We start from the raw sequence: 13,904 nt of genomic DNA on the forward strand, positions 1-13,904 counted from the left end.
CGCTCCCCACCGCGCCGGTCTCGATGCGGGCGGGACGTTCTGGGGTGGGACGCCCTGCTCGCTTCAAGGTCGGCGCGGCACGGGCGCCGCGACGGACCGGAACCGAGAACTCACCGACGATCACCGACGTCTAACGTGATACCGGAAGGTAAGGGCCGGACGGTGCCCGCGCGGGTAGGTGTTCCCGTGGCGGGTCCACGCGACGGAGGAGGGCCGATGACGCCCGTTGCCCCACTGCGCCCGAGCGACCCGGTGCGGCTGGGGCGCTACGAGCTGCTCGGGCGGCTCGGCGAGGGCGGGCAGAGCGTCGTCTACCTGGGCCGCCGCGACGACGGGATGCACGGGGCGGTCAAGCTGCTGCACGCCCAGCTGAGCCGCAGCCCCGAGTGGCGGGCCCGGTTCCAGCGCGAGCTGAGGCTCATCGAGCGGGTCGCCGGGTTCTGCACCGCTCAGGTCGTCGACGCCGACGTGTCCGGGGAGACGCCGTACGTCGTCAGCGAGTACGTGCCCGGTCCGTCGCTGACCGGGCTGGTCAACGAGCGGGGTCCGCGCGTGGGCACCGACCTGGACCGGCTGGCCATCGGCACGGTCACCGCGCTCGCGGCGATCCACCGGGCGGGGATCCTGCACCGCGACTTCAAGCCGTCGAATGTGCTGATGGGGCCGGACGGCCCGCGCGTCATCGACTTCGGCATCGCGCGCGTCATCGGCGCCTCGGCGGCCAAGGGCAGCGGCGTCGTCGGGACGCCGTCGTACATGGCGCCCGAGCAGGTGACCGACGCCGAGCTCGGCACCGGCGTCGACATGTTCACCTGGGCCGCGACGATGCTGTTCGCGGCGACCGGGCGGCACCCGTTCGGCAACGACTCGATCTCCGCGGTGTTCAACCGGATCCTGCACCAGGAGCCGGACCTCTCGCCGCTGCCCGGGACGCTGCGCGGCGCCGTCGCCGCCTGCCTGGCCAAGGACCCGGCGCGTCGCCCCGAGGCGCAGCAGGTGCTGCTCGGCCTGATCGGCCGCGACCCCTCGTCCGCGCCGCGGAACGGCGCCGCGCTGAGCACCGGCGCGCAGCTGGCCGGCGACCGGCGGACCCCGCCCGCGCCGGACCGGTCCGCGACGGCGGGGACGGGACCGGAGCCGGCGACACCGGAGACGGTTCCCCGCGCGCGGAGCCGCGCGGGCCGCCGGGTGGCGCTCGTCGCCGTGCCGCTGGCCGTCCTCGCCGCCGGCGGGACGGCCTGGGCCCTGGTGGCGCACGGCTCTCCGGACGCGCCCGCCAAGGCGTCCACCGACCAGGCGGCCCCGTCCGCGGCGGCGGCCTCGGCGATCGCCCCGGCCGCGCAGGCGGTCACGTCGGTGCTCAGCTTCGACCACTCCTCGCTCGACCGGAACGTGGCGGCCGCGCACCAGGTGTCGACGCCCCGCTACGGCGCCGACTACGACCGGCAGCTCGCGGCCAGCGGCTACCGCAAGGAGCTCGAGGACAAGAAGGGGTCGGTGGCCACGGACGTCGTCGACTCCGCGGTCGTCGGCGCGACCACGGACAAGGTCACCGTGCTGTCGCTGGTCAAGCGGACGGTGCGGGCCGAGAACGCCTCGCCGCGGCAGCTGGCGGATCCCATGCGCGCGACCATGGTCAAGCAGGGGGACCGGTGGCTTCTCGACACCCTCTACACGCTCAAGGCGGGGTCGCAGCGCGCCGACACGTCGGGGTCCGCGTGGCCGGGCGCGCAGGCGCGCGGCGCTCTCGGCGCCGCCTACGCGGATCCGTCCGTCGCGTCCGGGACGCCGGTGGAGGTGGGCCTGCGCTCCGGTGACCGGCCCGGAACGCTGTCCGCGCTCGTCGCCGTCGGCGACTGCAAGGGCGCGTGCACCGACAAGGACCCGATCTCGTTCCGCCGTCTGCTGCTGCAACGTTCCGGCGGCACGTGGAAGGTGACGTCCTCCGAACGGCTCTGACGCCGGAACGGCCCGGGGGCGCCCGGTACGGCGCGCCCCCGGAACGTGCGGCGCGTCAGGACTCGCGTGCGGCGGCCCGCCTGCGGGTCGCGGCGATCGCCACGCCGCCGGCCGTGATCGCGGCCAGGCCGAGTGCGGCGATGGGCAGCGCGTCCGTGCCGGTGAACGGCAGGCCCTTCTTCGGGACGAACGCCGAGGCCGTGGCCCCGGAGCCCAGCCCGCCGTGGGCGGACGGCAGGTCGGGCAGCAGCGGCGCCGACGGCGGCAGCGCGGGCGGCGCCGGGGCGGGGCTCGGCGGAGTGGGGCTCGTGGGCGGCGGAGGGGTGGGCGGCGAGGGCGGCAGCGGCGACGTCGGCGGCGGCGTAGGCGGCGTAGGCGGTGGGGTCGGCGGGCTGGGCGGAGTGGGCGCCTGCGCGCAGCCGCCGCCGATGCACGCGCCGAGGTTCAGGTGCGCCGACACGGGTGTGCCGCTCGCAGGGGCGAGCCCGACGGCGAGCTCCGTGTGCCCCTGGACCAGCTGCCGGCCCGCCGACAGGGTGCCGCCGGTCGCCACCTTCAGGTTCGCGCTTCCGGCCGCCGTCGTGGCGTGGCCGTCCACGCGTGCGCCGGCCCTGAGGGTGGCGTCGTTCAACCCCACGCTCGCACCGGTCCGGAGCCGGAGGCCGGCGTCGCCGCCGGGCGTCCTGACGCCCGCCCCCAGGTCGAGACCGGCGCCGACGGTGTTCGTGCGCTGGTCGTAGGCGAGGGTGGCGGACAGGTGGACGTCCAATGCGGGCGCCGCCGGCTTCGCCTTCTTGACGGACGCGGCCGGCCTGGCGTGCTTCTCGGCCTTCTTCGGGGCGGCCCTCTTCGGGGCCGCCTTCGCGGGATGGCGAAGCTTGACGGGATGGGCCGGGCGCTTGTGGGCGTGCGCCGGAACCTTGGCGGACGCGAGCCGGAGGGGGGAGTGTTCGGCGGGGGGCCGGGAGGTGTCGGCGTTCGACACGCCGCTCATGGCGGCGATGCCGAGCACCGTCGCCCCGGCCGTCACCGCGATTCTCCTACCGTGGTGCACGGGTGCTCCTGAGGGGATGGGTTGCACAACCTGCGAGCACGTTTACACGTCAGGTAGTCGAAGTGAACCGCGATCCCCGTATTTGGGGAGACGTTCACAACGGTCCCAGCGGTCGTTTGTGCACCTTCTTCAACGACTGGTCCTGGTCGGCCGAGTCAGTACGCCGAGTCGGAGCCGCCGGGAGCCGGGGAGAGCCCGGCGCGGCGGGTCCTCCGGTCCTGCGAGACTGGACCGATGACCAGGGTCATCGCGGGCAGCGCGGGGGGACGGCGGCTGGCCGTCCCGGCGGGAAAGGACACCAGGCCGACGAGCGACCGGGCGCGGGAAGGGCTGTTCTCCACCGTGCAGGCGCTGCTCGGGCCGCTGGACGGGCTGCGCGTCGCCGACCTGTACGCCGGGTCGGGCGCGGTCGGGCTGGAGGCGCTGTCGCGGGGCGCGGCGCACGCCCTGCTCGTCGAGTCGCACCCGCGGGCGCTGAAGGTGATCCGGCAGAACGCCGCCGCGCTCGGGCTGCCGGGGGCCGTCCCGCTCGGCGAGAAGGCGGAGCGGCTCGCGCGCACCGCGCCGGACGAGCCCTACGACCTGATCTTCGCCGATCCGCCGTACGCGCTGCCGGACGCCGCCGTCACCGGATTGCTGGAGGACCTGCGCGACCACGGCTGGGCGGCCGCCGACGCGCTGGTCGTCGTCGAGCGTTCGACCCGCGGCCCTGATCTGGTCTGGCCGGACGGATTCGAGGGGGAGCGGGATCGACGGTACGGGGAGGCCGTGTTCTGGTACGGCCGGGCGGTCGGAGGCTGAACGTCCGCTGAACGTCCGCCGGAGGTTCCCTGGGAGTACGGAGGCGCGGCGGGTCGTGCGGCGCCGCGCGGGTAGGTGTCGGGCATGAGACCCGGGATCGACCGCGCCTTGGGCGCCACGTGGGTCGTCGCGCTCGTGATGACGGTCGCCCTGCTCGCCAACGTGACCTACGTGCAGGGGTTCCAGGCGCAGGATCTGCGGGACAGCAGCCTCAACGCGCGCCGCCTGCTGGACCGCAACAAGGTCGAGCGCGGCACGATCGTCGCGGACGGGCAGCGGCTGGCCTGGTCCGAGCTCACCTCGGACGACAAGACCTATCAGCGGCACTACGCCGACAGCAAGATCTTCTCCCCGGTCACGGGGTACTTCTCGCCCTTCACCCAGACCGGGCTGGAGGGCGCCGAGAACCACTTCCTGGACGGCAGCGACGCGCGGCTCGCCACGACCAACCTGGTCGACAAGCTCATCGGCAAGAAGATCCCCGGCGGCACCGTCGAGACGACGATCAACGTGAAGGCGCAGCGCGCCGCCTACGAGGCACTGCAGGCCACCGGCGCGCGCCGTGCCGCGGCCGTCGCGATCGACGCCGGGACCGGCGCGATCCTGGTGATGGCCTCGACGCCGTCCTACGACGCCAACGACGTCTCGGTGCTGAGCGGGGACAAGGCGCAGGCCGCCTTCAAGGAGCTGAACTCCGAGCCGCTCAAGCCGCTGCTGGACAAGGCGACCGGCGAGGTCTACCCGCCCGGCTCCACGTTCAAGACGATCGTCGCCTCCACCGCCCTGAACGCGGGCAAGAGCGAGGACTCGCAGGTCCGCGCCGGACGCAGCTACCAGGCGCCGGGCGGCGGGCAGCCGATCAACAACGACGCCGGCGACATCGGCGGCGAGTGCGACGAGAACCCGATCCCGCTGATCGACGCCTACGCCCAGTCCTGCAACACCACGTTCGCCTACATGGGCGGGCAGAGCCCGGGCAACGCGGCCGTCCGCGCGCAGGCGCGCAAGTTCGGGTTCGGCGACCGGATCGAGATCGAGGACGGGATGTCCGCCGCGCCCAGCTCGTTCCCCCAGACCGACCAGCCGGTGCTCAGCGCGCTCGGCTCGATCGGGCAGGGCAGCACCGTCGCCACGCCGCTGCAGATGGCGCTGGTCGCCGCCGGCGTGCTGAACGACGGCAAGATCATGAAGCCGTACCTGGCGGACAAGCTGCGCGCCTCCAGCGGCACCGTGGTCGACCGGGCGCACCAGGACGTGCTGGCCCGGCCGCTGACGTCCGACCAGGCGGGCCAGATGCGGGACCTGATGGAGGCCGTCGTCAAGAAGGGCACCGGCAAGACGCTGCAGGGCACCTCGGTGCTCGGCGGCAAGACCGGTACGGCCGACGTGGCGAACGCCTCCTACAACGACCGGTGGTTCATCGGCTTCGGACCCCGGCCGGACGCCAAGTACGCGGTCGCGGTGATGACCGAGAAGTCCGGCTACGGCATCGAGTCCGGACCGATCGCGGCGAAGATCATCGATGCGCTGGGCGGCTGACCCCCGCCTGCGGGCGACCGGCGGGCGCCCGCGGGCGCCGGGGCGCCGCGAGCGCGCGGACGGCCGCGGCGAGCCCGGGTGAAAGCGGGCCGAACCGGATTTGGTACGTTCGCGCCGCAGGTCAGAAACCGGGACCGAAGGGGTTCGCGCCGTGCGCCGTGTCGTCTGTCCGGGATCGTTCGACCCCGTTACCAACGGGCACCTCGACATCATCAGCCGCGCCTCCCGCCTCTATGACGAGGTGGTGGTGGCCGTGCTGATCAACAAGAACAAGAAGAGTCTCTTCACCGTCGACGAGCGCGCCGACATGATCACGGCCGTGGTCAAGGAGTACGGCAACGTCAAGGTGGACAAGTTCTACGGGCTGACCGTGGACTACTGCAAGGAGCAGGACATCCCGGTGATCGTCCGGGGGCTGCGGGCCGTCAGCGACTACGAGTACGAGCTGCAGATGGCGCAGATGAACCACCGCATCGCGGGCGTGGAGACCCTGTTCATGGCGACCAACCCCGAGTACGCCTTCCTGTCCTCCAGCCTGATGAAGGAGGTCGTGAAGTTCGGCGGCGACATCTCCGGCCTCGTCCCCGACAGCGTGCACGACCGGCTGGTGGAGCGCCTCCAGCAGCAGGCGTAGCGGCCGGCCCCGGCAGCGGTCTCCGGGGCCCGCCGCAGGTGGCGGGGACCGCGAGTTGGGGGCATCGCCCGGTCTTCGGTACCCTGGGACATCGGCCATCACCGGCGGCCGCAGTTCGCCATGCCTCACGAAAGCAGGATTCCGCTGACTCGCCTCGATCCCAACGCCCCGCTCGTGCTCGACACCCGAGCTCTCAGCAGGCAACCCGGGTCGTCGCGGGAGATGCGCCTGTCCGTGCCGGCCCCGGAGGACTTCGGCGTCGAGATGGTGGGCGTCCCCGAGGGCGCCGCGATCGAGCTGGACCTGCGGCTCGAGGCGGTGCTGGAGGGGGTGCTCGTCACCGGTACGGCGACGGTCCCCCTGGAGGGGGAGTGCGCCCGCTGCCTCGACCCGATCGCCTCGTCCTTCGAGGCGGACTTCCAGGAGCTCTTCGTCTATCCTGACACCCGCTCCGGCGGGAACGCCGAGGACGACGAACTCCGCCTCGAGGACGACCTGATCGACCTCGAGCCGGTGCTACGGGACGCGGTGCTGCTCGCGCTGCCGCTCTCGCCGCTGTGCCGGGACGACTGTCCCGGGCTGTGCGCGGAGTGCGGCGCACGGCTGGCCGACGACCCGGACCACCACCACGACGTCGCCGACCCGCGTTGGGCGGCGCTGCAGGACCTCGCCGGCGAGCCCTCGCCGGAGCCTCCCGAGGGGGGACGCGGGGACTCCGGTCCCCGTGGATCAGTCGACCAACAAGGAAAGCAGGAGGGCTGACGTGGCCGTCCCGAAGCGGAAGAAGTCGCGCAGCAACACGCGGCACCGGCGCTCGCAGTGGAAGGCCACCGCGCCGACCCTCGTCGAGTGCCCGACGTGCCGTGACAAGAAGCTGCCCCACACCGCGTGCGCGACGTGCGGCACCTACGACCGGCGGCAGGTCATCGCCCCGTCGGCCTGAGCCTTTTCGCATCCTCGGGGGGCGGATCCGCCGGCGGCGCGCCACACGCGCGGCGCCGGCGCCCGCCCCTCGCGGGTGCGCGGCAACCCCGACCACCCGGCGCGTGACGTCGGCGTGGTGAGCGGCGCGGACCCTGCGCCCGGAGCCGTGGTGCACGCCGGGATGACCGACCGGCGCGCACCTCGTCTTCGCGGACGGCGTCCTTCCGGGGCGACCCGGACGCGTCGTGCTTGCTCGCCGTCGCGGCCTCCACGGCCGCCGCGCCCCTGCGGCGACCGCGCCCTGCGCGGAGCCCGGCCTGCGAGGAGGGCCTGTGAGCAAGAAGTCGTCCGACCCCGCCCCCGACCGCGCGGAGCTGTCCCGCGCCCTCGGCGTGGAGGTCACCCCCGACCTGCTGGAACGGGCGCTGACGCACCGTTCGTACGCCTACGAGAACGGCGGCCTGCCCACCAACGAGCGGCTGGAGTTCCTCGGCGACTCGGTGCTCGGCCTGGTCGTCACCGACACGCTGTTCCGGGGGCACCCCGACCTGCCCGAGGGGCAGCTGGCCAAGCTGCGCGCCGCCGTGGTGAACATGCGGGCGCTGGCCGGCGTCGCGCGCGCGCTCGGCGTCGGCGCGCACATCCGGCTCGGCCGGGGCGAGGAGGGCACCGGCGGCCGCGACAAGGCCTCGATCCTCGCCGACACGCTGGAGGCGCTGATCGGCGCCGTCTACCTCGACCAGGGGCTGGACGAGGCGTCCGCGCTCGTGCACCGGCTGTTCGACGCGCTGATCGCCCGGTCGGCCGGGCTCGGCGCCGGGCTGGACTGGAAGACCTCGCTGCAGGAGCTGACCGCGGTCGAGGAGCTGGGCGTCCCCGAGTACCACGTCGTCGAGAGCGGCCCCGACCACCAGAAGACGTTCCGCGCCTCGGTGCGGGTCGGCGGGACGACCTACGGCGACGGTGAGGGCCGCAGCAAGAAGGAGGCCGAGCAGCACGCCGCCGAGGCCGCCTGGAACGCGATCCGCGAGATCGTCGTCGCGCGGGAGGCCGGCGAGCAGGCCGCCGGCCCGGACCGGCCCGAGCTGCCCGGCCCGGACGAGGCCGCCGCGGCGGAGCCGGGCGAGCAGCCGAAGGCCCGCCGGGCGGGCGCCAACGGGTCGCGCTCGGCGGGGCTCGCCGGTGCCTGAGCTCCCCGAGGTCGAGGTCGTCCGGCGGGGACTGGACCGCTGGACGGCCGGCCGGACGATCGCCGCCGCGGAGGTGCTGCACCCGCGGTCGGTCCGCCGGCACGAGGCGGGCCCGGCCGACTTCGCCGGGCGGCTCGCCGGGCGCACCGTGCTGAGCCCGCGCCGCCGCGGCAAGTACATGTGGCTGCCGCTGCGCGCCGGCGCGCAGGACGAGCCGGGGGAGGCGCTGCTCGCCCACCTCGGGATGAGCGGGCAGCTGCTCGTCGGCAAGCCCGACCGGGAGCGCGAGAAGCACCTGCGGGTCCGGATGGTCTTCGACGACGGCGGTCACGACCTGCGCTTCGTCGACCAGCGGACGTTCGGGCACCTGATGGTGACCGAGCTCGTGCCGGACGCGTTCGACGCCGGCGCGCTCGTCCCCGAGCCGATCGTGCACATCGCCGCGGACCCGCTGGAGGAGGCCTTCGACGCGGAGGCGTTCTACCGGGCGCTGCGCCGCCGCAAGACCGGGATCAAACGTGCGCTGCTCGACCAGTCGCTGATCAGCGGGGTCGGCAACATCTACGCCGACGAGGCGCTGTGGCGGGCGAGGCTGCACTGGGCGCGGCCGACCGAGACCATGACGCGGGCGGAGGCCGCCCGCGTGCTGGAGGCAGCCAGGGAGGTCATGGGGGCCGCCCTGGCCGTCGGCGGCACCTCGTTCGACGGCCTGTACGTCGACGTCGACGGGGAGAGCGGCTACTTCGAGCGGTCGCTGGAGGCCTACGGCCGCCGCGACGAGCCCTGCCGCCGCTGCGGGACGCCGATCCGGCGCGACGAGTTCATGAACCGTTCGTCCTACAGCTGCCCGGTGTGCCAGCCGAAGCCCCGCCGCGCGCGGTACTAGGCTTCCCGGGTGCGCGATCGAGGGGACGCCATGGACGACCGGGAGCAGGAGACCGTGCGGCTGACCGCGTGGGTGCGGGGGCACGTGCAGGGGGTCGGTTTCCGCTGGTGGGTGCGCTCGCGGGCGCTGGAGCTGGGCCTGGCGGGCAGCGCGGCGAACCTGGCCGACGGGCGCGTCGAGGTCGTGGCGGAAGGCCCGCGTGAGCGCTGCGAGCTGCTGCTGGACCTGCTGGCGGGCGATGCGCCCGGCGGCGTGCCGGGCCGGCCGGGCAAGGTCACGGGCGTGGCGCGGCGGTGGAGCGAGCCGCGCGGCGAGGCCGCCGGTTTCCTGGAACGGTGACCGGGTAGGGAGTTCCGGTTTTTACCTGCTAAACTAGTAGAGGAAGGTTGTTACCGGCCTGTGATGTCCGTCTTGACCAGGACACCGGCCGGTGCGACTCTAGACGGTACGCGCACCGACTTCAGTTGCTTATCGTGCGCGATCCCTGCTGGTTACTCAGCGTGGAGGACCCTTAGTCATGGCGAAGGCTCTACTCGGCCACGTCGGCGGTCCCGACCCCCGGATGGTCGCGGAGATGCGGCGCCTGCAGCAGCGCGTACGTGACCTGGAGGCCGAACTCGTACGGCTCCAGGCGGAGAACGACGCGCTTGCGACGGCGACGGACGACGACGTGATGTCGCTTGCGGTGAAGGACCGTGAACCAGCGCTGACCTGATCGGCGCCTTTATTCTCGAAGTGGACACAGGGGACGCCGCTCACCAGGCGTCCCTTCTGTTTTGCCCGTCGCCGGCCGTCCGTTCCGGCGACCCGTCCGTCCAGGTGGTCAATGGTGCGGCGGGCCGCGGAACGGTCGGCCTCCGGTCAAACCTTCGTCCCTTTTCGGTCTGACCGGCTTCGAGTGCTCCGCGGCGTCCGCCGCATTAACGGGCATGTGTCCGGCGTCCCGGGTCCCGCCCCGAATCCGCCTCCCGTCCGTGCGGGTGCCGTGCCCGCACCGCCCGCGGCCGGTATCGTTCGTTCGGATTCCCGGAGCCGGCAGCGCAGGAGGAGGACGACGGGCGCGTGTACCTGAAGACCCTGACGCTGCGCGGCTTCAAGTCCTTCGCGTCCTCGACGACGCTGAAGTTCGAGCCGGGCATCACCGCGGTCGTCGGCCCGAACGGGTCGGGCAAGTCCAACGTCGTGGACGCGCTGGCGTGGGTGATGGGCGAGCAGGGCGCCAAGTCGCTGCGCGGCGGCAAGATGGAGGACGTCATCTTCGCCGGCACCGCCAGCCGGGCGCCGCTCGGCCGCGCCGAGGTCGTGCTGACGATCGACAACGCCGACGGCGCGCTGCCGATCGACTACACCGAGGTCACGATCAGCCGGCTGATGTTCCGGTCCGGGTCCAGCGAGTACGCGATCAACGGCGACTCGTGCCGGCTGCTGGACATCCAGGAGCTGCTGTCGGACTCCGGCATCGGCCGCGAGATGCACGTCATCATCGGGCAGGGGCAGCTCGACCGCGTCCTGCACTCCGGCGCCGAGGGCCGCCGCGCGGTCATCGAGGAGGCGGCCGGCGTCCTCAAGCACCGCAAGCGCAAGGAGAAGGCGCTGCGCAAGCTGGACGCGATGCAGGCCAACCTCGCCCGCGTCCAGGACCTCACCACCGAGCTGCGCCGCCAGCTGAAGCCGCTCGGCAAGCAGGCCGAGATCGCCCGCCGCGCCGCCGTCATCCAGGCCGACCTGCGCGACGCCCGGCTGCGGCTGCTCGCCGACGACATGGTCACCCTGCGCACCAGGCTGGAGCAGGAGGCCGCCGACGAGGCCGCCATCCGCGAGCGCCGCACCGAGACCGAGCGCGCGCTGAACGAGGCGCAGGAGCGCGAGGGTGTGCTGGAGGCCGAGGAGGCCGAGCAGGCGCCCGAGCTCGCGCAGGCGCAGGACACCTGGTTCCGGCTGTCGGCGCTCAAGGAGCGGCTGCGCGGCGTCGCCGACCTTGCCGCCGAGCGGCACCGCAACGCCTCCGAGGCGCGCGAGGAGGAGCGGCGCGGCCGCGACCCCGAGGACATGGAGCGCGAGGCCGCCGAGATCCGCGAGCAGGAGGAGATGCTCCGCGCCGCTCTCGACGAGGCGCAGGACGCCCTGGCCGGCGCGGTGCAGGAGCGCACCGGCGCCGAGGAGGCCCTCGCCGCCGAGGAGCGCCGGCTGCAGGCCGCCGCCCGCGCCGCCGCCGACCGCCGCGAGGAGCTGGCCCGGCTGCGCGGCCGCGTCGAGGCGCTGCGCAGCAGGGCGCAGGCGGGCCGCGCGGAGATCGGCCGGCTCGCGGACGCGCGGGACGAGGCCGGGCAGCGCGCCGAGACCGCGCAGGCCGAGTTCGAGGCGTTCGAGGCCGAGGTCGTCGAGGACCCGGCGCTCGCCGCCGAGCACGAGGCGGCGCAGCAGGCGCTCGCCGCCGCCAAGGACGCCGCCGAGGCCGCCCGCGCCGCCGTCGACGAGCCGCGCCGCGCGCTCAAGGAGGCGCGGTCCGCCGTCGCCGCCGCCCGGTCCGCCGACCAGGCCGCGCAGAAGAGGGTCACCGCGCTGCAGGCCCGGATCGAGGCGCTGAACCTGACGCTCGCGAGCGCGGCCGACGGCGGCGAGGCGCTGCTCGCGGCCGGCGCCGACGGCTCGGTCGAGGGCGTGCTCGGCACGGTCGCCTCGCTGCTGACCGTCCGTCCGGGATACGAGACCGCGGTGGCCGCCGCACTGGGCGACGCCGCGCAGGCCATCGCCGTCGGGTCGCTCGACACCGCCGAGGCCGCGCTGGGGCTCCTGCGCGCCCGCGACGCCGGCCGCGCCGGGCTGCTCGTCGGCGGGGGAGACCCCGACCGGTCCGAGCGCGTGCCGGGCGTCGACCACGCGGCCGACGCGGTGACCGTCCCCGACGCGGTGCGTCCCGCGCTGGAGCACCTGCTGCGCGGCGTCGCGGTGGTGGACGACGTTCCCGCCGCCGCCGCGCTCGTCCGCCGCGAGCCCGCGCTGCGCGCCGTCACCCGCGACGGCGACCTCGTCGGCGCGCACTGGGCGCAGGGCGGCCCCGCCGGCGGCGGGCAGAGCCTGCTGCAGATGCGCGCCACCCTCGACCAGGCCACCGAGGACCTCGCCGCCGCGGAGACCGCCGCCGAGACCGCCGCCGAGGAGCTCACCGCCGCGGCGGAGGCCGAGCAGTCCGCCCAGACGGCCCTGGACGCGGCGCAGGCCGCCGCCAACCAGTCCCAGACCGGGGTGAACCAGGCCCAGGCCGAGCTCGACCGGGTCCGCGCGCGGGTCCGCGAGTTCGACGCGCAGGCCGCGCAGGAGGCCAAGCGCGCCGCCCGGCTGGAGGCCGACGTGCGCGCCGCGCGCGGCGAGGCCGAGCGGCTCACCAAGGCGCTCGACGCGGCGAACGAGTCGCTGGAGCGCGACACCGAGGCCGCCGAGGAGCTGGCGATGCGGCTCGCCGAGTCGGAGGAGGCCGCGGAGGTCGCCGACGAGGCCGGGGACGACACCGACGCCCGCGACGAGCTCGCCGAGCGCTGCCGGGTGCTGCGCTCGGCGGAGATGGAGGCGCGGCTGTCCGTCCGCACCGCCGAGGAGCGCGTCCAGGCCATCACCGGGCGCGCCGACGCGCTGGAGCGCGGCGCCCGCCGCGAGCGCGAGGAGCGGGCCCGCGCCGCCGAGCGCCGCGCCCGCCGCGAGGTCCAGGCCAGGACCGCCAAGGCCGTCCTCAAGGCCGCGCGGACGGCGCTGGAGCGGATCGAGCTGTCGCTGGCCGCCGCGGTCCGGCGGCGGGAGGCGGCCGAGCAGGCCAAGGCGGCCCGCGAGGCCGAGCTGAAGGTCGTGCGCACCCAGGTCCGGGAGCTGTCGGGCACGCTGGAGCGCCTGGTCAACGTCGTGCACGGCAACGAGGTCGCGCGCGCCGAGCAGCGGCTGCGCCTCGAGCAGCTCGAACAGCGCGCGCTGGAGGAGTTCGGCCTGGAGGTCGACTCCCTCGTCAACGAGTACGGCCCCGAGCAGCCCGTCCCGCCCGACCCCGACCTGGGGGAGGACGCCGTGCCCGTGCCGTACGTCCGGGCCGTCCAGGAGAAGCGCGCCAAGGCCGCCGAGCGCCAGCTCAACCAGCTCGGCAAGGTCAACCCGCTCGCGCTGGAGGAGTTCGCGGCCCTGGAGGAGCGGCACGCGTTCCTCACCTCCCAGCTGGACGACCTGAAGAAGACCCAGCGGGAGCTGCTCGCCCTGGTCAAGGAGGTCGACGACCGGGTGCAGCAGGTGTTCGCCGCCGCCTACGACGACACCGCCCGCGAGTTCGAGCGGATCTTCGCGCGGCTGTTCCCCGGCGGCGAGGGCAGCCTGTCGCTGACCGAGCCGGAGGACATGCTGGCCACCGGCGTCGAGGTCGCGGCCCGCCCGCCCGGCAAGAAGGTCAAGCGCCTGTCGCTGCTGTCGGGCGGCGAGCGGTCGCTGGTCGCGATCGCGTTCCTGGTCGCGGTGTTCAAGGCCCGCCCGTCGCCGTTCTACGTGCTGGACGAGGTCGAGGCCGCGCTGGACGACACCAACACCCAGCGGCTCATCACCGTGTTCGAGGAGCTGCGCGAGTCGTCCCAGCTCATCGTCATCACGCACCAGAAGCGCACCATGGAGGGCGCCGACGCCCTCTACGGCGTCAGCATGCGCGGCGACGGCGTCACCCAGGTGGTCAGCCAGCGGCTGCGCGAGCAGGAACGCGCCTGATCTTTCATTTGCTGACAATGCCGGGCCATTTCCGATGTGCGGCGCCATAGGGCGCCGTCTCGTCATGTGGACGCGTTGAAGTTATTTCCCGGTCCAATGGCGCACGCCCCGCCGGCATTCTCGCCGGTGACGGGTGAACAGGGGCCGCCACGTGCACCGACCGTGACGCGGCGGCGACGCTGGCGG

Annotated in this window: 12 protein-coding genes; 11 read left to right on the forward strand and 1 reads right to left on the reverse strand. The window is 74.2% G+C overall.

Going from position 1 to position 13,904, the window contains the following annotated elements:
- The first annotated feature begins 216 nt into the window (after positions 1-216).
- On the forward strand, positions 217-1,959 hold the full coding sequence (locus tag ACA514_RS24855) for a serine/threonine protein kinase (RefSeq protein ID WP_375043623.1): 1,743 nt from the start codon (positions 217-219) through the stop codon (positions 1,957-1,959).
- A gap of 55 nt (positions 1,960-2,014) precedes the next feature.
- Here ACA514_RS24855 and ACA514_RS24860 read toward each other — a convergent pair whose 3' ends face one another.
- Complete coding sequence (locus ACA514_RS24860; protein WP_375043624.1) at positions 2,015-2,989, reverse strand: hypothetical protein; 975 nt, start codon at positions 2,987-2,989, stop codon at positions 2,015-2,017.
- A 258-nt stretch (positions 2,990-3,247) separates the two neighbouring features.
- On the opposite strand from ACA514_RS24860, the gene rsmD reads away from it, so the two are divergent.
- The 10 genes from rsmD to smc all read left to right on the forward strand — a co-directional run bounded on the left by rsmD (position 3,248) and on the right by smc (position 13,718).
- On the forward strand, positions 3,248-3,814 hold the full coding sequence (gene rsmD / locus ACA514_RS24865; RefSeq protein ID WP_375043625.1) for a 16S rRNA (guanine(966)-N(2))-methyltransferase RsmD: 567 nt from the start codon (positions 3,248-3,250) through the stop codon (positions 3,812-3,814).
- Between the two features lie 84 nt (positions 3,815-3,898).
- Positions 3,899-5,353: a penicillin-binding transpeptidase domain-containing protein gene (locus ACA514_RS24870; RefSeq protein ID WP_375043626.1), complete on the forward strand. Its 1,455-nt coding sequence runs from the start codon at positions 3,899-3,901 to the stop codon at positions 5,351-5,353.
- 151 nt (positions 5,354-5,504) lie between these two features.
- Positions 5,505-5,987, forward strand: a complete 483-nt coding sequence (gene coaD / locus ACA514_RS24875; RefSeq protein ID WP_375043627.1) for a pantetheine-phosphate adenylyltransferase — start codon at positions 5,505-5,507, stop codon at positions 5,985-5,987.
- Positions 5,988-6,107: 120 nt separating this feature from the next.
- Complete coding sequence (locus tag ACA514_RS24880) at positions 6,108-6,749, forward strand: DUF177 domain-containing protein (protein ID WP_375043628.1); 642 nt, start codon at positions 6,108-6,110, stop codon at positions 6,747-6,749.
- 1 nt (position 6,750) lies between these two features.
- Positions 6,751-6,930: a 50S ribosomal protein L32 gene (gene rpmF, locus ACA514_RS24885; RefSeq protein ID WP_151545395.1), complete on the forward strand. Its 180-nt coding sequence runs from the start codon at positions 6,751-6,753 to the stop codon at positions 6,928-6,930.
- A 355-nt stretch (positions 6,931-7,285) separates the two neighbouring features.
- Positions 7,286-8,101, forward strand: coding sequence for a ribonuclease III (gene rnc, locus ACA514_RS24890; RefSeq protein ID WP_375043811.1), 816 nt, complete (start codon positions 7,286-7,288; stop codon positions 8,099-8,101).
- Positions 8,094-8,987: a bifunctional DNA-formamidopyrimidine glycosylase/DNA-(apurinic or apyrimidinic site) lyase gene (gene mutM / locus ACA514_RS24895; RefSeq protein WP_375043629.1), complete on the forward strand. Its 894-nt coding sequence runs from the start codon at positions 8,094-8,096 to the stop codon at positions 8,985-8,987. The genes rnc and mutM overlap by 8 nt, the downstream gene beginning before the upstream one ends.
- A gap of 30 nt (positions 8,988-9,017) precedes the next feature.
- The gene (locus ACA514_RS24900; RefSeq protein WP_375043812.1) at positions 9,018-9,326 is read left to right on the forward strand and encodes an acylphosphatase; all 309 of its coding nucleotides are present in this window, start codon (positions 9,018-9,020) and stop codon (positions 9,324-9,326) included.
- Positions 9,327-9,504: 178 nt separating this feature from the next.
- Positions 9,505-9,702 carry a hypothetical protein gene (locus ACA514_RS24905; protein ID WP_021598747.1) on the forward strand — a complete coding sequence of 66 codons (198 nt, stop codon included), beginning with the start codon at positions 9,505-9,507 and terminating at the stop codon, positions 9,700-9,702.
- Positions 9,703-10,049: 347 nt separating this feature from the next.
- Positions 10,050-13,718, forward strand: coding sequence for a chromosome segregation protein SMC (gene smc, locus ACA514_RS24910; RefSeq protein WP_375043630.1), 3,669 nt, complete (start codon positions 10,050-10,052; stop codon positions 13,716-13,718).
- Positions 13,719-13,904: the final 186 nt, after the last annotated feature.

The sequence above is a fragment of the Actinomadura sp. NTSP31 genome (assembly GCF_041951385.1).
GTDB lineage: Bacteria > Actinomycetota > Actinomycetes > Streptosporangiales > Streptosporangiaceae > Spirillospora > Spirillospora napierensis.

Bases quoted from the DNA above. Each gene is read 5' to 3' on its own strand.
- ACA514_RS24855 (WP_375043623.1), top strand. From the start codon at position 217: ATGACGCCCGTTGCCCCACTGCGCCCGAGCGACCCGGTGCGGCTGGGG.
- rsmD (WP_375043625.1), top strand. From the start codon at position 3,248: ATGACCAGGGTCATCGCGGGCAGCGCGGGGGGACGGCGGCTGGCCGTC.
- ACA514_RS24870 (WP_375043626.1), top strand. From the start codon at position 3,899: ATGAGACCCGGGATCGACCGCGCCTTGGGCGCCACGTGGGTCGTCGCG.
- ACA514_RS24880 (WP_375043628.1), top strand. From the start codon at position 6,108: ATGCCTCACGAAAGCAGGATTCCGCTGACTCGCCTCGATCCCAACGCC.
- ACA514_RS24900 (WP_375043812.1), top strand. From the start codon at position 9,018: ATGGACGACCGGGAGCAGGAGACCGTGCGGCTGACCGCGTGGGTGCGG.
- ACA514_RS24905 (WP_021598747.1), top strand. From the start codon at position 9,505: ATGGCGAAGGCTCTACTCGGCCACGTCGGCGGTCCCGACCCCCGGATG.